22 protein-coding genes and 1 tRNA gene are annotated in these 21,503 nt (G+C 70.9%); 10 read left to right on the top strand and 13 right to left on the bottom strand.

Features of this window, described 5'->3' with window-relative positions:
• Nucleotides 1-289 precede the first annotated feature (289 nt).
• On the bottom strand, nt 290-1,054 hold the full coding sequence (locus tag ACFQ9Z_RS11980) for a DUF3800 domain-containing protein (protein ID WP_383014841.1): 765 nt from the start codon (nt 1,052-1,054) through the stop codon (nt 290-292).
• A gap of 461 nt (nt 1,055-1,515) precedes the next feature.
• Between ACFQ9Z_RS11980 and ACFQ9Z_RS11975 the strand changes: the two genes are divergently transcribed.
• Complete coding sequence (locus tag ACFQ9Z_RS11975) at nt 1,516-1,914, top strand: tyrosine-type recombinase/integrase (protein WP_383014838.1); 399 nt, start codon at nt 1,516-1,518, stop codon at nt 1,912-1,914.
• A 75-nt stretch (nt 1,915-1,989) separates the two neighbouring features.
• On the opposite strand, the gene ACFQ9Z_RS11970 is transcribed toward ACFQ9Z_RS11975, so the two are convergent.
• The 3 genes from ACFQ9Z_RS11970 to ACFQ9Z_RS11960 form a co-directional block, all read right to left on the bottom strand.
• Nucleotides 1,990-2,063, bottom strand: a tRNA-Pro gene (locus ACFQ9Z_RS11970).
• Between the two features lie 65 nt (nt 2,064-2,128).
• On the bottom strand, nt 2,129-2,887 hold the full coding sequence (locus ACFQ9Z_RS11965; protein WP_383014834.1) for a Pr6Pr family membrane protein: 759 nt from the start codon (nt 2,885-2,887) through the stop codon (nt 2,129-2,131).
• Between the two features lie 123 nt (nt 2,888-3,010).
• Nucleotides 3,011-3,937 (bottom strand): metallophosphoesterase, encoded by a 927-nt coding sequence (locus tag ACFQ9Z_RS11960; protein WP_143629726.1) that lies wholly within the window; start codon nt 3,935-3,937, stop codon nt 3,011-3,013.
• A 93-nt stretch (nt 3,938-4,030) separates the two neighbouring features.
• Here ACFQ9Z_RS11960 and ACFQ9Z_RS11955 point away from each other — a divergent pair, with 93 nt between their 5' ends.
• Entirely contained in the window at nt 4,031-4,498 is a 468-nt protein-coding gene (locus ACFQ9Z_RS11955) for a GatB/YqeY domain-containing protein (protein ID WP_383014830.1), read from the top strand.
• A gap of 207 nt (nt 4,499-4,705) precedes the next feature.
• On the opposite strand, the gene ACFQ9Z_RS11950 is transcribed toward ACFQ9Z_RS11955, so the two are convergent.
• On the bottom strand, nt 4,706-7,012 hold the full coding sequence (locus ACFQ9Z_RS11950; protein ID WP_383014827.1) for a transglycosylase domain-containing protein: 2,307 nt from the start codon (nt 7,010-7,012) through the stop codon (nt 4,706-4,708).
• Nucleotides 7,013-7,566: 554 nt separating this feature from the next.
• On the opposite strand from ACFQ9Z_RS11950, the gene wblA reads away from it, so the two are divergent.
• The gene (wblA, locus tag ACFQ9Z_RS11945; protein WP_174266212.1) at nt 7,567-7,905 is read left to right on the top strand and encodes a transcriptional regulator WblA; all 339 of its coding nucleotides are present in this window, start codon (nt 7,567-7,569) and stop codon (nt 7,903-7,905) included.
• A gap of 341 nt (nt 7,906-8,246) precedes the next feature.
• Here wblA and ACFQ9Z_RS11940 read toward each other — a convergent pair whose 3' ends face one another.
• Nucleotides 8,247-9,584, bottom strand: a complete 1,338-nt coding sequence (locus tag ACFQ9Z_RS11940) for an ArsA family ATPase (RefSeq protein WP_383014824.1) — start codon at nt 9,582-9,584, stop codon at nt 8,247-8,249.
• A complete protein-coding gene (locus tag ACFQ9Z_RS11935) occupies nt 9,581-10,558 on the bottom strand; it encodes an ArsA family ATPase (RefSeq protein WP_383014821.1) in 978 nt (325 codons plus the stop codon). The genes ACFQ9Z_RS11940 and ACFQ9Z_RS11935 overlap by 4 nt, the downstream gene beginning before the upstream one ends.
• A 197-nt stretch (nt 10,559-10,755) precedes the next feature.
• On the opposite strand from ACFQ9Z_RS11935, the gene ACFQ9Z_RS11930 reads away from it, so the two are divergent.
• The 4 genes from ACFQ9Z_RS11930 to ACFQ9Z_RS11915 are packed head-to-tail and all read left to right on the top strand — an operon-like array spanning nt 10,756 to nt 13,192.
• Nucleotides 10,756-10,917: a DUF4177 domain-containing protein gene (locus tag ACFQ9Z_RS11930; RefSeq protein ID WP_003975360.1), complete on the top strand. Its 162-nt coding sequence runs from the start codon at nt 10,756-10,758 to the stop codon at nt 10,915-10,917.
• The gene (locus ACFQ9Z_RS11925) at nt 10,914-11,378 is read left to right on the top strand and encodes a RidA family protein (protein WP_383014818.1); all 465 of its coding nucleotides are present in this window, start codon (nt 10,914-10,916) and stop codon (nt 11,376-11,378) included. Before ACFQ9Z_RS11930 ends, ACFQ9Z_RS11925 begins: the two co-directional genes overlap by 4 nt.
• A 57-nt stretch (nt 11,379-11,435) precedes the next feature.
• Complete coding sequence (locus ACFQ9Z_RS11920) at nt 11,436-12,365, top strand: NUDIX hydrolase (RefSeq protein WP_383014815.1); 930 nt, start codon at nt 11,436-11,438, stop codon at nt 12,363-12,365.
• Complete coding sequence (locus tag ACFQ9Z_RS11915; RefSeq protein ID WP_383014812.1) at nt 12,362-13,192, top strand: MBL fold metallo-hydrolase; 831 nt, start codon at nt 12,362-12,364, stop codon at nt 13,190-13,192. Before ACFQ9Z_RS11920 ends, ACFQ9Z_RS11915 begins: the two co-directional genes overlap by 4 nt.
• 37 nt (nt 13,193-13,229) lie before the next feature.
• On the opposite strand, the gene ACFQ9Z_RS11910 is transcribed toward ACFQ9Z_RS11915, so the two are convergent.
• Together ACFQ9Z_RS11910 and ACFQ9Z_RS11905 are read right to left on the bottom strand one after the other, a co-directional pair.
• Nucleotides 13,230-14,057, bottom strand: a complete 828-nt coding sequence (locus tag ACFQ9Z_RS11910; protein ID WP_383014809.1) for a nucleotidyltransferase — start codon at nt 14,055-14,057, stop codon at nt 13,230-13,232.
• An 84-nt stretch (nt 14,058-14,141) separates the two neighbouring features.
• Nucleotides 14,142-14,816 (bottom strand): Crp/Fnr family transcriptional regulator, encoded by a 675-nt coding sequence (locus ACFQ9Z_RS11905; RefSeq protein WP_143629705.1) that lies wholly within the window; start codon nt 14,814-14,816, stop codon nt 14,142-14,144.
• A 276-nt stretch (nt 14,817-15,092) separates the two neighbouring features.
• Between ACFQ9Z_RS11905 and nth the strand changes: the two genes are divergently transcribed.
• The 3 genes from nth (at nt 15,093) to ACFQ9Z_RS11890 (ending at nt 18,103) form a co-directional block, all read left to right on the top strand.
• Entirely contained in the window at nt 15,093-16,031 is a 939-nt protein-coding gene (nth, locus tag ACFQ9Z_RS11900; protein ID WP_383014805.1) for an endonuclease III, read from the top strand.
• 52 nt (nt 16,032-16,083) lie between these two features.
• A complete protein-coding gene (locus ACFQ9Z_RS11895) occupies nt 16,084-16,788 on the top strand; it encodes an NUDIX hydrolase (RefSeq protein ID WP_383014802.1) in 705 nt (234 codons plus the stop codon).
• A 115-nt stretch (nt 16,789-16,903) separates the two neighbouring features.
• Nucleotides 16,904-18,103: a MarP family serine protease gene (locus ACFQ9Z_RS11890; protein ID WP_383014799.1), complete on the top strand. Its 1,200-nt coding sequence runs from the start codon at nt 16,904-16,906 to the stop codon at nt 18,101-18,103.
• A 43-nt stretch (nt 18,104-18,146) separates the two neighbouring features.
• On the opposite strand, the gene ACFQ9Z_RS11885 is transcribed toward ACFQ9Z_RS11890, so the two are convergent.
• The 4 genes from ACFQ9Z_RS11885 to nhaA form a co-directional block, all read right to left on the bottom strand.
• Nucleotides 18,147-18,326 carry a hypothetical protein gene (locus tag ACFQ9Z_RS11885; protein WP_143629697.1) on the bottom strand — a complete coding sequence of 60 codons (180 nt, stop codon included), beginning with the start codon at nt 18,324-18,326 and terminating at the stop codon, nt 18,147-18,149.
• 126 nt (nt 18,327-18,452) lie between these two features.
• A complete protein-coding gene (locus tag ACFQ9Z_RS11880) occupies nt 18,453-19,388 on the bottom strand; it encodes an alpha/beta fold hydrolase (protein ID WP_383014795.1) in 936 nt (311 codons plus the stop codon).
• Nucleotides 19,385-19,873, bottom strand: a complete 489-nt coding sequence (locus ACFQ9Z_RS11875; RefSeq protein ID WP_383014792.1) for a phage holin family protein — start codon at nt 19,871-19,873, stop codon at nt 19,385-19,387. Before ACFQ9Z_RS11875 ends, ACFQ9Z_RS11880 begins: the two co-directional genes overlap by 4 nt.
• A gap of 74 nt (nt 19,874-19,947) precedes the next feature.
• Complete coding sequence (gene nhaA, locus ACFQ9Z_RS11870) at nt 19,948-21,405, bottom strand: Na+/H+ antiporter NhaA (RefSeq protein WP_383014789.1); 1,458 nt, start codon at nt 21,403-21,405, stop codon at nt 19,948-19,950.
• Nucleotides 21,406-21,503: the final 98 nt, after the last annotated feature.

The following is a 21,503-nucleotide window of genomic DNA, read 5'->3' as shown; positions in this document are numbered from 1 at the left end:
CGAGCTCGCCTTAGAGGCGTTTGTAGCATCGCTGAATGGCACCAGCAGTCCCGGTAACCTCATAGATCGCCTCAGCTAGGCGGTAGCCACAAGTCGCCCTCACGATCAGATTTCACGTTCGGACGAACCTCGTACGCGGTGTGGCCCCTTGCAACTTGAACCCGCTAGGGTAGAGGAAGCAAGCAAGGGCCACCTAAGTGGTCGCGGGGAGAACGCTTGGTCTGCTGCCAGACCCTTCCGAGATGTCGGTTGAAGCGCCCCGGGCCTCTTAGGTGGCCCTTCTGCTGTGTTACAGACCTTCCTTGGGCCACCACGGCAAAGACGTGAAGGTAGCTTCGTTGCCAAGGATCTTGAAACCGTAGTTGCGTGTCACGCCTCGACCACTGCGCCGTATCTGGTGACGTATCGCAAGCAAGTGCGCAGGCTCGTAGCCGCCATAACCGTCAGGACGTATGGCAGCGCTGAGCATTCCTGCGTACTGGTCGGCGGCCTGGAGGCCATCCCACTTGGCTTGGTCCTCAAAAGTCGGCTGACCGCGGAGTAGGCGCCACGGCACCCACGCTGGGCCTTGCTGCGTCTTGATCTTGAAGTAGTCGCAAGTGGTTCGATGGTCGAAGCCCCGCACGTGCCCGAATTTCACGACGATGTCACGGGCGCCACCCGGCCAGTCGCCGGCGGCGAGCAACAGTCTTTCCAAGATCATGCCCGCGGCGAAGTTGTAGAAGATCACCTGATCCTGTCTCATCCCAGCGTGCGCGGGGATTGCCGCCTTTTCGACGACCACGTACACGATCTTGACGCCTGGTACCTGCGAGAGGATCTTGGATACGTACTGGCGCCTGGGGTAGACCTTGACGTGATCTTTCCAGTGGAGAGCTTTACCGGGCGGCACCCTAAGATCGCGCCGGAGCTGGGACAGGGCCGCGCGCATTACGGCTTCCTGCTCGTCCGCGATCAGGACGGCAGCGAAGGAGAAGTACGGAGACGCTGTAGCGGAGATACCGCGATCGCCAGTCTCATCTACGTATGCCCGAATAAGCTGGCGTGTGGGCATCTCACTCCCTCCACATACGATATGACGTGCTGTTAGTGGAAAGCTACACCACTCACATGGCCAGCCACCACTAGATGTGGTGGTCGTTTTTCATCCTCCCACTACATCTAGTGGTTGGCCCTAAGGTCGGTGGAGCGGCTTTGGGCTGGAGCTGCTTTGGCGCGAGTGATCATGGCCCCGTAAGCTTCCGGCGCGTCGGGCAGTCTGTGGACCTGCCCGGTAAAGCACGACGTTGGGGCCATGATCTTCGAGGCTCGCGCCAAAGTGGCTGCCTAAAGCCGTGGAGCCGACCGCCCCAGCCGCGATGTACCCCTTCTCCGGCATCAGGCGGCTGATTGCTCTGAGCACGGTACGGGCGCCGGCCGGGCTGAAGCGGGGCGGAGACAGAGGCCTCCGAGGCGGTGCTTCCGCTGCCGGACATCTGCCTGGCGGCTCTACGTCTCCGTAAGAAGGAGCAGGAGGTGGCGAGGGAGCGGGCCGCGGATCTCTGGACGGAATCGGACCTCGTCTTCGCTACCCGTAACGGCACTCCGGTGGAGCCGCGGAACTTCACCCGCGAGTTCGACCGCCGCTGCGAGCGTGCCGGCGTCCGGCGGATCCGCGTGCACGACACCCGCCACACGTGTGCGTCGCTTCTGGCTGCTCTCGACGTCCACCCTCGGATCGCGATGCAGATCCTCCGGCACTCCGAGATCGCGGTGACCATGGAGGTGTACACGCACGTTCCCTCGGCGGACACCAGGCGGGCCCTCCGGAAGCTCGGGAAGGCTCTGGGCGGCAGCAAGCGGAAGGACGGCAAGAAGAAGGGCAAACGCGATCAGGAGGAGCAGCCGGACGGGGATGGCCGTCAAGAGCCATAACGGTTGCTGTACTCCGCTGCTGTACAAACGCTCAGAGGCCCATTCACGATCACGTGAATGGGCCTCTGACCTGTGTCGGGGTGGCGGGATTTGAACCCACGACCTCTTCGTCCCGAACGAAGCGCGCTGCCAAGCTGCGCTACACCCCGATGTCGCTGCTGTCGCGGCGACGTCGTTTACTTTAGCCCACTGGTGGCCGGAGACGAAATCCGGTTTAGCCGCGGTGGCGGACCGGACTCGGGCGGACGTGGTCCAGGGTGACGAGGAGGACCGCCACGGCGTAGATGGCGAGGCCGATGAGGAGGGCGTTCGCCAGGGTGTCGCGGTAGCCGTGGGTCTGGGCGTCGAGGAAGGGATAGAGGTAGCGGGACGGGGTGGAGGAGGGCAGGAACGCGGCCTGGGTGAGGTAGAAGACCAGGTAGGCCAGGGGATAGAGGAGCCAGGTCACGGCGTTGCGGAGGTGCAGGCGGGCCGCGGGGGTGAGCAGGAGCCAGTCCAGGAGGGCCGCCAGCGGGGCCACCGTGTGGAGGAGCTGGAGCGCCGTCCACTGGGCGTGCCAGCGGGCGGGCGGCGGGGCCGCTCCCGTCATGGTGAACGGGGGCGTGGCGTGGGCCAGCAGCAGGTGGTACGTCAGCGCGGCGATCAGGGCGTAGAGCAGCGCGGCGCCGGTCACGGACGCGGGCAGCGGGCGCCGGGTCCGCCAGGCCCTGGAGGCCGACGAGAGCATGACGACGGCCAGCAGGATGCCGGCTTGGACGCTGAAGTAGCTGAGGGTCCGGGCGGGGGAGCCGAGGAGCAGTTCCAGGGCGACGCCGGCGGCCGCGGTGAGGGCGGTCAGGAGCCGGAACAGCGCCGCCAGCGGACGGTGCACCGGAGCCACCACCGCCGTGGCCGGGACCGGGGCGGGCAGCCGGTGGGGCGGGCGCGGCAGCGCGGGAAGGTCCGGGATGTCCCTGGGTATCGGGGCGGTCATGCCCTCACGCTAGGCAGGGGGGATGAATGGGGCTATATGGGGCGGTCCGAATGGGTGCGCGTCCGCCCCGGCCCCGAGCCCTCGAACCCCGGCCCGAAACTCCGAGCCCCGCCCCCGGCCCCCCTACTCCCGCCCCACCAGCGTCAGCAGCGTCGCCTCCGGCGGGCAGGCGAAGCGGACGGGGGTGTAGCGGTTGGTGCCGCAGCCCGCCGAGACGTGCAGGTACGACGTGCGGCCCTCCGCCGTGTGCCGGGACAGGCCCTTCACGCGGTCCGTGTCCAGGTCGCAGTTGGTGACGAGGGCGCCGTAGAAGGGAATGCACAGCTGGCCGCCGTGGGTGTGGCCGGCCAGGACCAGGGGGTAGTCGTCCGCCGTGAAGGCGTCGAGGACGCGCAGGTAGGGAGCGTGGACGACGCCCATCGAGAAGTCGTACGAGCCGGAGGGGCCGCCCGCCACTTGCGCGTAGCGGTCGCGCTTGATGTGCGGGTCGTCCAGGCCGGTCAGCTCGATCGACACGCCCTCCACCTTCAGGGCGCCCCGGGTGTTCGTCAGGTTCAGCCAGCCCGCCGCGTCGAAGCCGTCCCTGATGTCCTCCCAGGGGTTGTGGACCACGCCCACGGCCGGCGGGTTGCCGTTCAGGCCGTGGCGGCCGCTCATCTTCTCCACCAGGTAGCGGGCGGGGTTGCGGGGCCTGGGGCCGTAGTAGTCGTTGGAGCCGAAGACGTACGCGCCCGGGAACTCCATCAGCGGGCCGAGCGCGTCCAGGACGTCCGGGACGCCCTCGGGGTCCGAGAGGTTGTCACCCGTGTTGATCACGAAGTCCGGGCGCAGCCCCGCGAGCGACTGCAGCCAGCGCTGCTTCTTGCGCTGGCCGCGCACCATGTGGATGTCGGAGACCTGGAGGACGCGCAGCGGGCCCATGCCCGGCGGGAGGACCGGGACCGTCACTCGTCGGAGGCGGAAGGAACGGGCCTCGAAGCCCGCCGCGTAGGCCACTCCGGCGGCGCCTGCCGCCATGATTCCCAGGGGTACTCCGTATCGCGCGCGCATACGACCATCGTGTCAGACCCGGCGGTCGGTCAGGGACCGGCCGCCGCTAAATCGGTGGGCGTGCGCGCCCCGGTACCTGAGACAATCGTCCCCATGACCACCACGCTCAAGTCGAAGCTGCAGGACGACCTCAACGCCGCGATCAAGGGGCGCGACGAGCTCCGCTCCTCGACGCTCCGGCTGACCCTCACCGCGATCACCAAGGAGGAGGTCGCGGGCAAGGAAAAGCGCGAGCTCTCCGACGACGAGGTGCAGAAGGTGATCACCCGCGAGGCGAAGAAGCGCCGTGAGGCGGCGGAGGCCTTCGCGCAGGGTGGTCGTGCCGAGCAGGCCGAGCGGGAGAAGGCGGAGGGCGAGGTCCTCGCCGCCTACCTGCCGAAGCAGCTCAGCGACGACGAGCTGAACGCGATCGTCGCCCAGGCCGTCGAGGAGGCGAAGGCGGGCGGCGCCGAGGGTCCGCGGGCCATGGGCGCCGTGATGAAGATCGTGAACCCGAAGGTGGCCGGCCAGGCCGAGGGAGGCCGCGTCGCCGCCGCGGTGAAGAAGCTGCTGCAGGGCTGAGACGCGGGTCCGGCCCGTACCCCACGGGGGTGCGGGCCGGCCCGGATGCCGCGTGCACGACGGCGGGGCCGCACCCTCATCCACCGAGGGTGCGGCCCCCGCCGTTTCACGCTCATCCGCCGAGGGCGCGGCCCCGCCCCGTCCCTGCACCCTCATCCGCCGAGGGCGCGGCCCCCCTTATCACGGTCGTCCGGCCGAAGGCCGCGCCTATCCCCGGCGCCCGCCGTTCCCGTTTCCGTGGGTGCCGCCGTTCGTCTGGCCCTGGAGGAAGCCGCCGGGGAGGGAGAAGGTCGGGGTCGGTGCGGTGCCGCCGGTGTCACCGCCCTGGCTTGTGCCCCCGGCCGTGAGTCCTCCGATCAGGCCCCCGAGTGTTCCCCCCGTGTTGTCCCCGTTCTTGTCGCGTCCCCCCTGATCGCCTTTTCCCTGGTCACCACCGTCCCCCTGGTCGTCGGGGATGTCGACCAACTGGAAGTCGGGGGCGTCCTTGCCGGCGAGGGCGCCGGCCATGGCGTCCCGCCAGATCGGACCGGGGACCTGACCGCCGAAGACCAGGTCGCGGTAGACGCCGCCGATCCTGATCCCGGTCATCTTCACGTTCTGCTTGGCGCTGCCCACCCAGACCGCACCGGACATGTTGGGGGTGTAGCCGACGAACCAGGCGTTCTTGCGCTCGTCGGTCGTACCCGTCTTGCCCGCGCTCTCACGGTCGCTCAGGCCCGCCTCCTGGCCGGTGCCGGAGTCGACCACGCCGCGCAGCAGGGTGTTGACCGTGTCGGCGGTCTTCTCGCTCATCGCCCGCGAGCAGGTCGACTTGGGCACCTCGAGCGACTTCTGCTCGTTGCCGACCTTCTGGACGATCGACTCGATGGCGACCGGGGTGCAGTACATACCGCGAGAGGCGAAGGTGGCGTAGGCGCTCGCCATGGTAAGCGGGGAGAGACCGATCGAGCCGAGCGCGATCGACGGGGTCTCCGGCAGCTTCGAGCCGTCGCCCTGCACCACGTGGAGCGCGTCGGTCATCTTGACCACCGGGCACAGGCCGATGTCGGAGATGAGCTGCACGAAGTAGGTGTTGATGGACTTGGCCATCGCCTCCTTCATGCGGTACGGGCCCTTCTCCGACTCGTTCTCGTTCTCGACCGTCTCGCTCTTGGTGTTGACGTAAGGGTTGCTGCTGCACCGCTGGACGGGGCTCGGGTAGTTCATCTTGTACGGAGCCGAGTACTCCTGCGTCGCCGGCTTGCCGCCCTCGATCGCGGCCGCCGCCACGAACGGCTTGAACGTCGAACCGGTCGGGAAGCCGTAGTTGGAGCCGCCCATGTCCCGGTTGACCGAGAAGTTGTACTCCGTCTCGTTGTCGCCGTAGCCGAACGGCTTCGACTGGCCCATGGCCAGGACCTTGCCGGTGCCGGGCTCGACCAGCGTGGCGGCCGCGGCGACCTTGTCGGACTTGTAGACGTGGTCCTTCAGCGAGGCCTGGACGGAGTCCTGGGCCTGCGGGTCGAGCGTCGTACGGATCGTCAGGCCGCCGCGGTTCCAGAGCTTGGCGCGCTCCTCGCGGGTCTTGCCGAAGGTCGGGTCGGTCAGGAAGACGTTCTCCACGTACTTGCAGAAGAACGCCGAGCCCTTGGTGGCGGTGATGCAGCCGTTCTTCGGCTGGCTGACGTGCAGTCCGAGCGGCTCCTGCTTCGCCCGGTCTGCCTCCGCCTGGGAGACGTTGCCGACCTCCGCCATGCGCTGCAGCACGGTGTTGCGCCGCTTGGTGGCCTCGGCCTCGTCGTTCACCGGGTCGTAGCGGCTCGGGGACTGCACGATGCCGGCCAGGAGCGCCGACTCCTGCAGGTTCAGGTCCTTGGCGTGCTTGGAGAAGTAGCGCTGGGCGGCCGCCTCGACGCCGTAGGCCTGCTCGCCGAAGAAGGTGATGTTCAGGTAGTTCTCGAGGATCTTCTTCTTGCCGAGCTTCTCCTCGATCTGGATCGCGTACTTCAGCTCCTTGACCTTGCGGCCGAGGGTCTGCTGGGTGGCCTCGGCGACCTTCGTCGGGTCGTCGCCGGCCTCCTCGATGAAGTAGTTCTTCACGAGCTGCTGGGTGAGGGTGGAGGCGCCCTGGGCGACACCGCCGCTCTGCGCGTTCTTGTTCAGGGCGCGCAGCACGCCCTTGAGGTCGATCGCGCCGTGCTTGTAGAAACGCGAGTCCTCGATCGCGACGATCGCCTTCTGCATGTACGGCGAGATGTTCTTGAGGTCCACCACCGTGCGGTCACGGGAGTAGACGGTCGCGATCTGCCGCCCCTGGCTGTCCAGTATGGTCGTGCGCTGGCTGAGCTGGGGGCTCTTGAGGTTGGCCGGGATCTCGTCGAAGCCCTTCACCGAGCCCTTGGCCGCGAGGCCCAGGGCGCCGGCCGCGGGCAGCGCGATGCCCGCCATCACGGCTCCCGCGAGCACACTGACACCGAGGAACTTGGCAGCCTGCTGCGTTGCGGACAGGCCGCCGCTCGAGCGCTTCTTTGCCATGGGGGCAGCCTAATCCGTACTCATGAGCGTTCCGAGGGAGCGGCCCTCCGTCGGGAGGTTCGGGTGCCGGATCGTGACGTGCGCGTACCGGGCCGGGCGGCCGGCGGCCGCTGTCATGGCACGACGAAGAGGGGCCCAGGTTCTCATTCGCCGGACAGGCCCGCAGGCCTTGGCCTAAGCTGCTCGTAACTGTCACAGCGGCGCGGCCACACATCGGTACGTCTGACGACCCCGGATCGTTCCGGAAGTACCCCTGATCGTTCTGGAAGTACCCCTGGATTCCTGGCGGGGCGTGTCCGAATCCGCCTCGTGTGTCACCTGGCGCCCGGTGTGGCGCACCGCAGCCGTCCCGGTATGCCGGGATGGTCGCGCATGTCGTCAGCTCACTCCCCCGGGTGATCTGCCGCTTACCCATAGTCCGTTCGGACCATTCAAGATTGGGCCCGACGGGGGTGTTGCGCCGTGCCCACCTTCCGTAACGTCCTCAACTGGCGGCGGTGAATATGCCGCTGCCGCCGTGGGGGAGCCTCGATTCGGGAGAGGACGGCGCCGGTATGGGCTGGGTAACCGACTGGAGTGCGCAGGCTGCCTGCCGCACTACCGATCCGGATGAACTGTTCGTGCAGGGAGCAGCGCAGAACAGGGCCAAGGCGGTGTGCACCGGATGCCCGGTACGCACCGAATGCCTGGCTGACGCGCTGGACAATCGCGTCGAGTTCGGCGTGTGGGGAGGCATGACGGAGCGGGAGCGCCGCGCACTGCTGCGCAGGCGTCCCACCGTGACCTCCTGGCGCCGGCTGCTGGAGACCGCGCGTTCGGAGTACGAGCGCGGCGCCGGCATCGTGTCCCTCGACAGCGACGAGGTCTACGAGAACTACGCCGCGGTCAGCTGAGGGCGACGCCCCTGATGTCGACCCGTCAGCCGCCCGGCGTGAGCAGGGTCCGGGCGGGGCGCGGTCGAGGTGAGGACCGCTGCGAGAGCGGTCTGCGCCACGATCCGGCCCTCGGCGCGGCGCCGTACGCCCGGTGCGCGCCGGTCCGCGCGCAGCGCAGGTGACGTGTGCCGTACGCAGCGCTGGTGACGTGCGCCGTGCGCGCACGTCGGCACCCGCGCGCCGGCACCGTGCGCCGAGCAGGCCCGCGCGCGCCTGCACGGGTGCGCCACGCGCACGGCAGCGCGCACCCGCACGCGGGGTACGGACACGGGTGCGCAGACACGTCTACGCACCTCGCGCTAGGACAGCTCCGTACGCCCCGCCGCCAGGCGGTCGCCGATGTCGCGCAGGCCCGTGAGGTCGTGCACGTCGCCGGGCAGCGCGGGCACCTCGACGACCGCCACCTCGGGGTGGCGGGCCAGAAAGCGGTCGCGCGTGCGCTGCTCGCGTGCGAGCAGCTGCATGCGCTCGGCGTGCAGCCTCAGCAGGCCTGCTGTGAGCTGGTCCACTGTTCGCTCCGGGTCCACGGCGGGGGAGCCGTCGTCGGTGTCGGCGGGGGAGCCTTCGTCCGGAGTCGACGGAGCAGCGGGAGTTCCTGAACTGCCGTACGTGTCGGGAGAGTTACGAAGTCCAGCTTTCCCGTCCCCCTGATCCACAATGCGGAGGTCCGCAAGATTTTCCGCGGCGTCGAGGGCCCGCTCCGCCGACAGCCGGCCGGCGCCGCTGCCGTGCACCCGGTTGAGCACCAGTCCGACCAGCGGCATGTCCTCAGCGGCCAGCCGCTCCACGAAGTACGCCGCCTCGCGCAGCGCGTCCCGCTCCGGCGCCGCCACCACCAGGAACGCCGTACCGGGCGCCTGGAGCAGCTTGTACGTGGCGTCCGCGCGGGTGCGGAAGCCGCCGAAGGTGGTGTCCATCGCGGCCACGAAGGTCTGCACGTCCTTCAGCAGCTGACCGCCCAGCAGCTTGCCCAGGGTGCCGGTCATCATCGACATGCCTACGTTGAGGAAGGCCATCCCCGCGCGGCCGCCCAGTTTGGCCGGGGCGGTCAGCAGGCGGATCAGCCGGCCGTCCAGGAAGGAGCCGAGCCGCTTGGGCGCGTCCAGGAAGTCCAGCGCCGAGCGGGAGGGCGGGGTGTCGACCACGATCAGGTCCCACTCGTCCCGCGCCCGCAGCTGCCCCAGCTTCTCCATCGCCATGTACTCCTGCGTGCCCGCGAAGCCCGCCGAGAGCGACTGGTAGAAGGGGTTCGCCAGGATCGCGGCCGCCCGCTCCCGGTCCGCGTGCGCCTCCACGACCTCGTCGAAGGTGCGCTTCATGTCGAGCATCATCGCGTGCAGCTCGCCGTCGCCCTCGGTGCCCTTGACCCGCCGGGGCACGTTGTCCAGGGAGTCGATGCCCATCGACTGGGCGAGCCGCCGGGCCGGGTCGATGGTGAGGACGACCACCTTGCGGCCCCGCTCGGCCGCCCGCAGGCCCAGCGCAGCGGCCGTCGTCGTCTTGCCTACGCCGCCCGAGCCGCAGCACACCACGATCCGGGTGTCCGGGTCGTCCAGCAGCGGATCGACGTCCAGCACGCACGCGGGGGAGAGGTGGGGGCGGGCGGCGTCCTGCGCCTCGGCCGGGTCCGGACTCATGACAACCCCTGCTTCCGCAGCTCGGTGGCGAGTTCGTACAGGCCCGCCAGGTCCATGCCCTCGGCGAGCAGCGGCAGCTCGTGCAGCGGCAGCTCCAGCTCGCCCAGTACCGCGCGCTGCTCCTGCTCCAGCGCGTACCGCTCGGCGTACTCCGCGGCCTGCCCCAGCAGCGGGTCCACCAGCCGCTCGGCGTGCCCGCCGCGCCGCGCCCCGCCGAGCCCGGCGGCCGACAGGGCCTGGGCGACGGAGGAGTGCGACACGGTCCGTACGAGTTCCAGGTCCGCCGCGTCCAACACCCGCGGCCGGACCATGTTCACGATGACCCGGCCCACCGGGAGCCGGGCCGCGCGCAGTTCGGCGATCCCGTCGGCGGTCTCCTGGACGGGCATCTCCTCCAGCAGCGTCACCAGGTGCACCGCCGTCTCCGGCGACTTCAGCACCCGCATCACCGCCTGTGCCTGATTGTGTATCGGGCCGATCTTCGCGAGCCCGGCGACCTCGTCGTTGACGTTGAGGAACCGGGTGATGCGCCCGGTGGGCGGCGCGTCCATCACGACGTGGTCGTACGTGAATTGTCCGGCCCTGTCCTTGCGGCGGACCGCCTCGCACGCCTTGCCGGTCAGCAGGACGTCCCTGAGCCCCGGCGCGACCGTGGTGGCGAAGTCGATCGCGCCCAGCTTCTTCAGCGCCCGGCCCGCGCCGCCGAGCTTGTAGAACATCTGGAGATACTCCAGAAGGGCCAGTTCGGGGTCGATGGCGAGGGCGTACACCTCCCCGCCACCGGGAGCGACCGCGATCTTCCGTTCCTCGTAGGGCAGCGCATCTGTCTCGAAGAGCTGTGCGATGCCCTGCCGGCCCTCCACCTCGACGAGAAGCGTCCGCTTCCCCTCGGTGGCGAGGGCCAGCGCGAGTGCGGCGGCGACCGTCGTCTTTCCGGTCCCGCCCTTGCCGCTGACGACCTGGAGCCTGCTCACGTATTCGAGCCTAACCAGTCCGGCCGACGGCCACGCGGCAGGCTGTGGACAACGGGGCTCCCGTTCGGCCCCACGACGCGTCTGCCGCGCCCTCGTGCCCGGCGTCCGCCACCCTCCGCCGATCGGGTGTCCGACCTGGTCGGCGACGTCCGTGGTCGGCCGTCCGTCCCGGCGGCCGCAGCGGCTACAGTCGGCCCATGACCAAGTGGGAATACGCAACCGTGCCACTGCTCGTCCATGCCACGAAGCAGATCCTGGACACCTGGGGCGAGGACGGCTGGGAGCTCGTCCAGGTCGTGCCCGGACCCAACAACCCCGAGCAGCTCGTGGCGTACCTGAAGCGGGAGAAGCAGGCGTGAGCGCGGTCGAGGAGAAGCTGGCCGAACTGGGCCTGACCCTGCCGGAGGTCGTACCGCCGCTGGCCTCGTACCAGCCGGCCGTGCAGTCCGGTGTGTACGTCTACACCTCCGGCCAGCTGCCGATGGTGGAGGGCAAGCTGCCGGTCACCGGCAAGGTGGGCGCCGAGGTGACGGCCGACGAGGCCAAGGAGCTGGCGCGTACCTGTGCGCTGAACGCGCTGGCCGCCGTGAAGTCCGTCACCGGCGACCTGGACCGCATCGCGCGCGTGGTGAAGGTCGTGGGCTTCGTCGCCTCGGCCGCCGACTTCACCGGCCAGCCCGGTGTCGTCAACGGCGCCAGCGAGCTGCTCGGCGAGGTGCTCGGCGACAAGGGCGTGCACGCCCGCAGCGCGGTGGGCGTCGCGGTGCTGCCGCTGGACGCCCCGGTGGAGGTCGAGGTCCAGGTGGAGCTCGTCCAGTAACCCCTGCGGCCTCGGGCGCCTCTCGAACATTCGCCCTACACGGGATAGCCTCCGGCCATGGCGAACGGTCAGTGGTACCCCCCGGAGTGGCCCGACCGAATCCGCGCGCTCGCGGACGGCACCCTCGCTCCGGTGCCCCCGAAGCGCGCGGCCACGGTGCTGCTCCTGAAGGACACTCCGGCCGGACCGGCCGTCCACATGCTGCGCAGACGCGCCTCCATGGCCTTCGCCGGAGGCGCGTACGCGTACCCCGGCGGCGGTGTCGACCCGCGTGACGACGACCGCCTGGTCCGCTGGGCGGGTCCCGCGCGCGCGTGGTGGGCCGAGCGGCTGGGCGTCGACGAGAGCGGCGCCCAGGCCGTCGTGTGCGCCGCCGTGCGGGAGACGTACGAGGAGGCGGGCGTCCTGCTCGCCGGCCCCGACGCCGGGTCGGTCGTCGGGGACACCACCGGGGACGACTGGGAGGCGGACCGCGCCGCCCTGGTCGCGCGCGAGCTGTCGTTCGCCGAGTTCCTGGACCGACGCGGCCTGGTGCTCCGCTCCGACCTGCTGGGCGCCTGGACCCGCTGGATCACCCCGGAGTTCGAGTCCCGCCGCTACGACACCTGGTTCTTCGTGGCAGCCCTGCCCGCGGGCCAGCGCACCCGCAACGCCTCCACGGAGGCCGACCGCACCGTGTGGATCCGCCCCGGGGAGGCCGCGGCCGGGTACGACAGGGGTGAGCTGCTGATGATGCCGCCCACCATCGCCACACTGCGCCAGCTCCTCCCGTACGACACGGCTGCCGGGGCACTCGCGGCGGCGCCGGCGCGGGACATGACCCCGGTGCTGGCCAGGGCCCGCCTGGTGGACGACGAGATCGTCCTGTCCTGGCCCGGGCACGACGAGTTCACCAAGCACGTGCCCACGACTGGGGCCGCCGTCGACGGGGCACCTGGGACGGGACGCGAGACGACGGCGCCGAGCAACGCGGGAGGCCTGGCATGACGGACGCGGCAGCGCTGCCCGGTCAGCCGCGGGGCGGTGTCCTCACCGGCCCGGCGACCGAACGGGCCGTCAACGTGCTCGCGCCCAACGCCTCCGCGATGACCCTGGACGGCACCAACACCTGGATCGTCGCCGAGCCCGACTCCGACCTGGCCGTGGTGATCGACCCCGGGCCCCTGGACGACGGCCACCTGGGCGCCGTCGTCGACACGGCCGAGAAGGCCGGCAAGCGCATCGCCCTCACCCTGCTCACCCACGGCCACCCCGACCACGCCGAGGGCGCCGCCCGGTTCGCCGAGCTGACCCGCACGCGCGTGCGTGCCCTCGATCCGGCGCTGCGGCTCGGAGACGAGGGACTGGCCGCCGGCGACGTGATCACGGCCGGCGGCCTGGAGCTGAGGGTCGTACCGACCCCGGGGCACACCGCGGACTCCCTGTGCTTCCACCTCCCGGCCGACCGGGCGGTGCTGACCGGGGACACCGTCCTCGGGCGCGGCACGACCGTCGTGGCCCACCCGGACGGCCGCCTCGGCGACTACCTGGACTCCCTGCGCCGCCTGCGCTCCCTGACCGTGGACGACGGCGTGCACACGGTCCTGCCGGGCCACGGGCCGGTCCTGGAGGACGCCCAGGGAGCCGTCGAGTTCTACCTCGCCCACCGCGCCCACCGCCTCGCCCAGGTCGAGACGGCGGTCGAGGACGGCTACCGCACCGCAGCCCAGGTCGTCGCGCACGTCTACGCCGACGTGGACCGCTCCCTGTGGCCGGCGGCGGAGCTGTCGGTGCGGGCCCAGATGGACTACCTGAGCGAGCACGGGCTCATATAGCGGGCCCGTGCGGCGGGCTCCGGGGGCCTGGGGCGGTTCAGAGGTCCTCGGGGCGGGGCGCCTTCACGCCGTGCACGCGCGCGTACTCCGCGGCGAGCCAGGGCCCGAGATCGTCCACGTACGACCGCAGCACTTCCGGGTCGCCGACGGGCTCGTAGCCGTACTCGGCCGCCCGGCGCATCTGCGCGGCCCGCCCGGGATGGTGGGCGCCGAACGCCCCGGCCATCTCGCGCAGGTCGCTGGTCCAGCCGTGCCAGCGGGGCATGACGAGGGTGAAGCCGGTGCGCACGAGGTGCCGGGACATGAAGCGGACGAGCGGCCGCAGGGCCTCCTCGGTGCCGGCCGTCCGCCGGATCCGCTCGCGCCAGCGCGGCAGCAGCCGGGCGAGGTCGCCGTTGGTCTCCCGGGCCAGCAGGGAGTCGGGGCGGTACCGGGGCAGGTGCTCGGCCAGGTCCGGCCCGAGCAGCGGGGTGCACAGGCAGGCGACGAACCAGCCCATGTCGTACCGCTCCAGGTCGCTCAGCAGCCGCGCCCGGCCGTAGAGCAGCGTGCCGACGCCGTCGATCTGCGGGAACTCCTCGTCGAACGTCTCGCCGAAGGCCCGGACGGCTTCCCGGTCGGCGTCCGACGGATCCTCGCGCAGCGCGAGCAGCAGATCGAAGTCGCTGCGCCCCACGCGCGCGGTGCCGCGCGGGATCGACCCGTAGAGGTACGCGCTGTGCAGCCGCGCCCCGAGGAGCTCCGGCACCCGTTCGCGCGCGGCGGTCACGACGGGACGGAACTCGTCCGTCACGCGGGTGAGGGAGCCCTCGCGGACGAGGTATCCCTCAGCGTCGAGTCCGGGACGGCGCTCGCTGTCGGGCATGCGGCCACTGTGCCGTGCGGGAGGCGTTCGTGCCGCCGAATTACCGCTGCGGGGCCCGATCGCGGCGGCGGGCCGCCAGGGCGGTCAGCGGGACCGCTTGGCCAGGCGCTCCACGTCCAGCAGGATCACGGCCCGCGCCTCCAGGCGGAGCCAACCGCGCTGGGCGAAGTCCGCGAGCGCCTTGTTCACGGTCTCGCGCGAGGCGCCGACGAGCTGGGCCAGCTCCTCCTGCGTGAGGTCGTGGACGACGTGGATGCCCTCCTCGGACTGCACGCCGAAGCGGCGGGAGAGGTCCAGCAGGGCGCGCGCGACACGGCCGGGTACGTCGGAGAAGACCAGGTCGGACATGGCGTCGTTGGTCTTGCGCAGGCGCCGGGCGACGGCGCGCAGCAGGGCGCCGGCCACCTCCGGGCGCACGTTCAGCCAGGGCTGGAGGTCGCCGTGGCCGAGGGCGAGCAGCTTGACCTCGGTCAGCGCGGTCGCGGTGGCGGTGCGCGGGCCCGGGTCGAACAGCGACAGCTCGCCGATCAGCTCGCTGGGGCCGACGACGGCCAGCATGTTCTCCCGGCCGTCGGGGGAGGTGCGGTGCAGCTTGACCTTGCCCTCGGTGACGACGTACAGCCGGTCGCCGGGGTCGCCCTCGTGGAACAGCGAGTCACCGCGCGCGAGGGTCACCTCACTCATGGAGGCGCGGAGCTCCGCGGCCTGCTCGTCGTCGAGCGCCGCGAAAAGCGGGTTGCGCCGCAGAACGTCGTCCACGAGTTCTCTCCCTTGTCGACCTGCTCAGGGGTTCATGATCCCCCGTGTACCAGGGGACCGTGTTCCCCATTTTGCCGGGCGGTCCAAACAGTGTGATCTGTCACAAGGATGCCGCACAGATGTCCCGGGGTATGCGGCAGGGGTCCAATCGGGGGCCGATCCCCCGGGTCCGGGGCGGATGTCGGTGCCGGGCTTTAGGCTGGCCGGGTGTCCAAAACGCCGGTGAGAGCACAGGGCAAGGGGGCTGCACGGGTGGTTGTACGTCGTGATTCCGCTGTGGGCGAACAGAGCTCCGGCGGTAGTAGTAAAAGCCGCAAAACGGCTAAAAAGGCCACACCGGCCGGGAAGGCGGTGGCGGCCACCGAGGCCGCGGCGCCGGTGAAGGCCGCGCCGGTGAAAAAGGCCGCGCCCGCCGGGAAGGCCGTCGCGAAGCCCCCGGCCGGGGAGTCCCGCACCGCGCTCGTCCGCCGCGCCCGGCGCATCAACCGCGAACTCGCCGAGGTCTACCCCTACGCCCACCCGGAGCTGGACTTCGAGAACCCCTTCCAGCTGCTGGTCGCCACCGTCCTGTCGGCCCAGACCACCGACCTGCGGGTCAACCAGACCACCCCGGCGCTGTTCGCCAAGTACCCCACCCCCGAGGACCTCGCGGCGGCCGACCCGGAGCAGGTCGAGGAGATCCTGCGCCCCTGCGGCTTCTTCCGGGCCAAGACCAGGTCGGTGATAGGGCTCTCCAAGGCCCTCGCCGAGGACTTCGGCGGCGAGGTGCCAGGACGTCTCGAGGACCTGGTCAAGCTGCCCGGCGTCGGCCGCAAGACCGCCTTCGTCGTGCTGGGCAACGCCTTCGGACGGCCCGGCATCACCGTGGACACGCACTTCCAGCGGCTGGTCCGGCGCTGGCAGTGGACCGACGAGACCGACCCCGACAAGATCGAGGCGGCCGTGGGCGCGCTGTTCCCCAAGAGCGACTGGACCGACCTGTCCCACCACGTCATCTGGCACGGCCGCCGCATCTGCCACGCCCGCAAGCCCGCCTGCGGCGCCTGCCCCATCGCCCCGCTCTGCCCGGCCTACGGCGAGGGCGAGACCGACCCGGAGAAGGCGCGAAAGCTTCTGAAGTACGAGAAGGGCGGCTTCCCGGGCCAGCGCCTGAAGCCACCGCAGGCCTACCTCGACGCCGGCGGCAGGCCCGCGCCGCCGCTGGGGGCCGGATGACGGAACGATCTCGGTGCCCTCGGGCGTTGGACACGACAGGACGGGGGTGGCGATGACGTACACGCACGAGACGCAGGACACGCACAGGGGGCCGGTGACGCTGAGCAAGGAGGGTCTGCCCGACTGGCTGGACCCGGTGGTGCGAGCGGCGGAGACGGTCAAGCCGCTCCAGCTCAGCCGCTTCCTGCCGCCGGAGAACGGCTCGGGACGGCAGTCCGCCGTGCTGATCCTCTTCGGCGAGGGCGCGCGCGGGCCCGAGCTGCTGCTCATGGAGCGGGCCGTCTCGCTGCGCTCGCATGCCGGCCAGCCGTCCTTCCCGGGCGGTGCCCTCGACCCGGAGGACGGCGATCCGGAGGGCGACGGGCCGCTCAGGGCGGCGCTGCGCGAGGCCGAGGAGGAGACCGGCCTCGACCCGTCCGGCGTGCAGCTCTTCGGCGTGCTGCCCGCGCTCTACATCCCGGTCAGCGAATTCGTCGTCACGCCCGTGCTCGGCTGGTGGCGCGAGCCGAGCCCGGTCGGCGTCGTCGACCCCAACGAGACGGCCCGTGTCTTCACCGTCCCCGTGGCGGATCTCACGGACCCCGCCAACCGGGCCACCACCGTCCACCCGAGCGGCCACCGGGGCCCGGCATTCCTGGTCGAATCGGCCCTCGTCTGGGGCTTCACCGCCGGCGTGATCGACCGTCTGCTGCACTACGCGGGCTGGGAGCGTCCCTGGGACCGGGACAACCAGGTCCCGCTCGACTGGCGGTCATGACAGGGTGACCCCGTGCTGTGTTCGCCCGAGGGCAGTGGCGGCGGCTGCGCCGCGGGCCCTCGGACCCCCGGCCGAGGCTGCTGGGACCGGAGTGGAGTAGGCGAGGCCTGAAGCAGTGAACGTGCTGGACATCCTGTTGCTGGCCGCGGCCGTGTGGTTCGCGGTCGTGGGCTACCGCCAGGGCTTCGTCGTCGGCATCCTGTCGGTGATCGGGTTCCTCGGCGGCGGTCTCGTCGCCGTGTACACGCTGCCCGTCATCTGGGACGCCGTCTCCGGCAAGGCCGAGGTGAGCACCACCGCCGCCGTCGTCGCCGTGGTCGTCGTCATCGTCTGCGCCTCCGTCGGCCAGGCCCTGACCACCCACCTCGGCAACAAGCTGCGCCGCTACATCACATGGTCCCCGGCCCGCGCCCTGGACGCCACCGGCGGCGCCCTCGTCAACGTCGTCGCCATGCTGCTCGTCGCCTGGCTGATCGGCTCCGCCCTGGCCCAGACCACCCTGCCGACGCTCGGCAAGGAGGTCCGCAGCTCCAAGGTGCTGCTCGGCGTCTCCGAGGCGCTGCCGGCCCAGGCCGACACCTGGTTCCAGGACTTCACCTCGGTCCTCGCCCAGAACGGCTTCCCGCAGGTCTTCAGCCCCTTCTCCAACGAGCAGATCAAGGACGTGGAGCCGCCCGACCCGGCCCTGGCGAAGAGCCCGGTCGCCACCCGCGCCCAGCGGTCCATCGTCAAGGTCACCGGCACCGCGCAGAGCTGCGGCAAGGTCCTGGAGGGCAGCGGCTTCGTCTTCGCCGACCGGCGTGTCATGACCAACGCGCACGTGGTCGGGGGCGTCGACGAGCCCACCGTGCAGATAGGCGGGGTGGGCCGCAGGTACGACGCCAAGGTCGTCCTGTACGACTGGAAGCGCGACATCGCGGTGCTCGACGTGCCGGACCTGAAGGCGAACGCCCTGAAGTTCGACACCCGGGACGCCTCCGGCGGCGACGGCGCGATCGTCGCGGGCTTCCCGGAGAACGGCTCCTACGACGTGCGGGCCGCCCGGGTGCGCGGGCGCATCACCGCGAACGGCCCGGACATCTACCACCGCGGCACGGTCGGCCGCGACGTCTACTCCCTGTACGCGACCGTCCGCCAGGGCAACTCCGGCGGCCCGCTGCTCACGCCCGACGGCAAGGTGTATGGCGTGGTGTTCGCCAAGTCCCTGGACGACGCCGACACCGGCTACGCCCTCACGGCGGACGAGATCCAGCAGGACATCACCCGCGGCCGCACGGCGAACCAGCAGGTGGGGACAGACAGCTGCGCCCTGTGATCCCGGCGGGGCGGTCGGGCCGCGGTGACTGCCGGGCGGCGGATCAGCCGCGCGGGTGACGCAGGCGCACCGAGACCCAGCGCGCACGGCGGCGCAGGATACGCGGAATTCCCACCCTGAGGTCCGCCTCCGCGAGCTGCGGAGTGCCTCGCTGCGGGGAGCTCAGCCCGGAGGCCGAGCGGCGGTTGCGGGGTGCGTCACTGTAATCGTGCGTCCAGCCCATACCCCCACATCTGCCCCGCCCGAAGGTCGATAACCGCCCCCGAGCCCCCCAATTGGCCTATGCGGCAGGCATGTGGCCGTTCGAGGAACAGGTGTTCAGTACCGCGTACCCCACGCGCCCGTTACCTCACCTGTCCGGCTCGGGATCCTTCAGCCAGTTGACCAGTTCCGCGGAGAAGGCCGCCGGGTCCTCCTCGTGCGGGAAGTGGCCGAGTCCGTCGAACAGGCGCCAGCGGTACGGGGCTTCGACGTACTCGCCCGAGCCGGCCGCGCTGCGCGTCCGGGCCACCGGGTCCAGCGAGCCGTGCAGGTGCAGCGTCGGCACGCGCACCGGCCGCTTCATCCTGCGGTTGAACTGGATGCCATCCGGGCGGAGCAGCGAGCGCACCAGCCAGCGGTACGGCTCGATCGAGCAGTGCGCGGTCGACGGGATGCACATGGCCCGCTGGTACGTCTCCACGGCCTCGTCCTCCGGCAGCCGCGGCCCGGACCACTCACGGATCAGCCGGCCCACCAGCGCGCCGCCGTCGGCGGTCAGTTGGCGCTCCGGGATCCAGGGCCGCTGGAACCCCCAGATGTAGGAGCCGGCCGCCGTCTGCCGGGCGTCCCGGAGCATCGCGGCCCGCCAGCGGCGGGGGTGCGGCATCGAGACGACCGCGAGCCGCCGCACCAGCTTGGGCCGCATCGCCGCCGCCGTCCACGCCAGGTAACCGCCCAGGTCGTGGCCGACCAGCGCGGCGTCAGGCTCGCCGAGGGAGCGGATCACCCCGGTGACGTCCAGGGCCAGGTTGGCGGGGTCGTAGCCGCGCGGGGTGCGGTCGCTGCCGCCGACGCCCCGCAGATCCATCGCCACGGCCCGGTAGCCCGCGTCGGCGAGTGCGGTCAGCTGGTGGCGCCAGGTCCACCAGAACTGGGGGAAACCGTGCAGCAGCAGCACCAGGGGGCCGTCGCCGAGCTCGGCGATGTGGAAGCGCGCGCCGTTGGCCGCGACGTCCCGGTGTGTCACCTTCTCCCCGGAGGGAAGGCCGATCCGTACGGCCGCTGCCGCGGCGGGTTCCGTCATGAGGACGAGCGTGCCACAGCTTCGATGGCCTGGGGGGCACGGTCCTGCGGCAGCTCGGGACGCGGGTGCGGCTTGGCGTTCTGCAGCACGCTCGCCGACTCCTTCACGGACGCGGCGACCTTCTGCGGACCCTGGCTCTTCTTGGCCTTCTTGGCGAACATCACGCCGATGAGCGCGAGCAGGCCGGCGACCAGCACGTTGGCCGCGAAGGACAGCAGGAAGCAGACCGCGAGGTTCCAGCCGCTCCAGGTCCGGATGCCGTACGCCAGCGCGAAGTTGAGCATCGGCAGGGAGAACAGGAGCAGCATGCCGGCGGCGCTGAACGCGCCGCCGCTGGTCGCCCCCCGCTTGACGTCCTGCTTCAGCTGGGCCTTGGCCAGCGCGATCTCGTCGTGCACCAGCGCCGACAGATCGGTCGTCGCCGAGGCGAACAGCTGGCCGATGCTGCGTTCGGCGCCGACCGGGGTGCCGTCGGGTGCGCTCATCGCGTTCTCCCTTTGAAGTCTTGCGTGCCGTGTGGAGTCTTGGGTGCCGTCTTGTTTTGTACCGTCTCGTCAGATCATGCCGGACGGTCGTCCTCATCGCCTGCCCCGCCCGGCACTTCCCGAAGCCCGTTGCGCGCCGCGGCGGCCTTCTGGGCGGCGACGCGGCGGTGATCGGCGGCCTTGCGCTCCAGGATCTCCGCCATCCGCAGGTGGTAGGCCGGGTCGTCCTGCTCGTAGACGTCCGGGATGCCGTCCTGGTCCTCGTCGCGCTCCTCGTCCTCCCAGAGCCTGCGGTATCTGGCGTTGCGTATCTTCAGCAGCACCGTGGCGCACACGGCCGCGATCAGCGATCCGGTGAGTACGGCCGCCTTCACCTCGTCGGTGAGCACCGTGTCGCCCTCGAAGGCCAGCTCGCCGATGAGGAGCGAGACGGTGAAGCCGATTCCGGCGAGCGAGGACACCGCGAAGACGTCGGCCCAGGCGAGGTCCTGGCTGAGCGAGGCCCGGGTGAAGCGGACGGTCAGCCAGGTGCCGCCGAAGATGCCGAGCGCCTTGCCCACGACCAGCCCGAGCACCACGCCGAGCGTCTCGGGCCTGGTGAACACGTCCCCGAGCGCCCTGCCGGACACCGACACCCCGGCGCTGAACAACGCGAACAGGGGTACCGCCAGCCCGGCCGACAACGGCCGCACCAGATGCTCGATGCGCTCGCCCGGCGAGCGTTCCTCGCCCTCGCGGCGGGTGCAGCGCAGCATCAGGCCCATCGCCACGCCGGCGATGGTGGCGTGCACGCCGCTGTTGTACATCAGCGCCCAGACGACGACCGCCAGCGGCACGTACACGTACCAGCCGCGCACCCCCGCGCGCAGCAGCAGCCAGAAGACCACCAGCCCGGCGACGGCTCCGCCGAGGGCGGCGAGGTCGATCCGGTCGGTGAAGAAGACGGCGATGATCAGGATCGCGAAGAGGTCGTCGACCACGGCCAGGGTCAGCAGGAAGGCGCGCAGGGCGCTGGGCAGCGCGGTGCCGATGACAGCGAGGACGGCCAGGGCGAAGGCGATGTCGGTGGCGGTGGGCACCGCCCAGCCGTCGGTGGAGCCGTGCCCGGCCAGATTGGTCAGGGTGTAGACGAGGGCGGGTACGGCCATTCCGCACAGCGCGGCCGCCACGGGCAGCACCGCCGCCCTGGGCTCGCGGAGGTCACCGGCGACCAGCTCCCGTTTGAGCTCGATGCCGGCGACGAAGAAGAAGACGGCGAGCAGTCCGTCGGCGGCCCAGTGCGCCACGGACAGGTTCAGGCCGAGGGCGGCGGGACCGAAGTGGAAGTCGCTCACGGTCTCGTAGCCGTTGTGCAGTGCCGGGATGTTCGCCCAGACCAGGGCGGTGACGGCGGCGGCGAGGAGGAGGATGCCGCCCACGGTCTCGGTGCGCAGCGCGTCCGCGACGGCGTTCCGCTCGGGCAGGGACAGACGTTCCAGGACCTTGCGGGCGGTGCGTGCGGTGGGGGACGCGGTGTCACGGGGGGCGGGCACGGTGGAGACCTCCGGGTGTGGTGGGCAGGGCCGAGCACATGCCGACCAGACTTCCCGGCGCACCTTGAGGCTCTTCGCTTCGAGCGCTGTTCAGGTTA

Source organism: Streptomyces sp. NPDC056580, assembly GCF_042793175.1.
Taxonomy (GTDB): Bacteria; Actinomycetota; Actinomycetes; order Streptomycetales; family Streptomycetaceae; genus Streptomyces.
The sequence above is the reverse complement of the archived record's forward strand: the minus strand, read 5'-3'. Positions and strand labels throughout refer to the sequence as shown.

What these genes read in the sequence shown, in the direction of transcription:
- ACFQ9Z_RS11980 (WP_383014841.1), bottom strand. Translation starts at nt 1,054, where the DNA reads ATGCCCACACGCCAGCTTATTCGGGCATACGTAGATGAGACTGGCGAT.
- ACFQ9Z_RS11965 (WP_383014834.1), bottom strand. Translation starts at nt 2,887, where the DNA reads ATGACCGCCCCGATACCCAGGGACATCCCGGACCTTCCCGCGCTGCCG.
- ACFQ9Z_RS11960 (WP_143629726.1), bottom strand. Translation starts at nt 3,937, where the DNA reads ATGCGCGCGCGATACGGAGTACCCCTGGGAATCATGGCGGCAGGCGCC.
- ACFQ9Z_RS11955 (WP_383014830.1), top strand. Translation starts at nt 4,031, where the DNA reads ATGACCACCACGCTCAAGTCGAAGCTGCAGGACGACCTCAACGCCGCG.
- ACFQ9Z_RS11950 (WP_383014827.1), bottom strand. Translation starts at nt 7,012, where the DNA reads ATGGCAAAGAAGCGCTCGAGCGGCGGCCTGTCCGCAACGCAGCAGGCT.
- wblA (WP_174266212.1), top strand. Translation starts at nt 7,567, where the DNA reads ATGGGCTGGGTAACCGACTGGAGTGCGCAGGCTGCCTGCCGCACTACC.
- ACFQ9Z_RS11940 (WP_383014824.1), bottom strand. Translation starts at nt 9,584, where the DNA reads ATGAGTCCGGACCCGGCCGAGGCGCAGGACGCCGCCCGCCCCCACCTC.
- ACFQ9Z_RS11930 (WP_003975360.1), top strand. Translation starts at nt 10,756, where the DNA reads ATGACCAAGTGGGAATACGCAACCGTGCCACTGCTCGTCCATGCCACG.
- ACFQ9Z_RS11920 (WP_383014815.1), top strand. Translation starts at nt 11,436, where the DNA reads ATGGCGAACGGTCAGTGGTACCCCCCGGAGTGGCCCGACCGAATCCGC.
- ACFQ9Z_RS11915 (WP_383014812.1), top strand. Translation starts at nt 12,362, where the DNA reads ATGACGGACGCGGCAGCGCTGCCCGGTCAGCCGCGGGGCGGTGTCCTC.
- ACFQ9Z_RS11910 (WP_383014809.1), bottom strand. Translation starts at nt 14,057, where the DNA reads ATGCCCGACAGCGAGCGCCGTCCCGGACTCGACGCTGAGGGATACCTC.
- ACFQ9Z_RS11895 (WP_383014802.1), top strand. Translation starts at nt 16,084, where the DNA reads ATGACGTACACGCACGAGACGCAGGACACGCACAGGGGGCCGGTGACG.
- ACFQ9Z_RS11885 (WP_143629697.1), bottom strand. Translation starts at nt 18,326, where the DNA reads ATGGGCTGGACGCACGATTACAGTGACGCACCCCGCAACCGCCGCTCG.
- ACFQ9Z_RS11880 (WP_383014795.1), bottom strand. Translation starts at nt 19,388, where the DNA reads ATGACGGAACCCGCCGCGGCAGCGGCCGTACGGATCGGCCTTCCCTCC.
- ACFQ9Z_RS11875 (WP_383014792.1), bottom strand. Translation starts at nt 19,873, where the DNA reads ATGAGCGCACCCGACGGCACCCCGGTCGGCGCCGAACGCAGCATCGGC.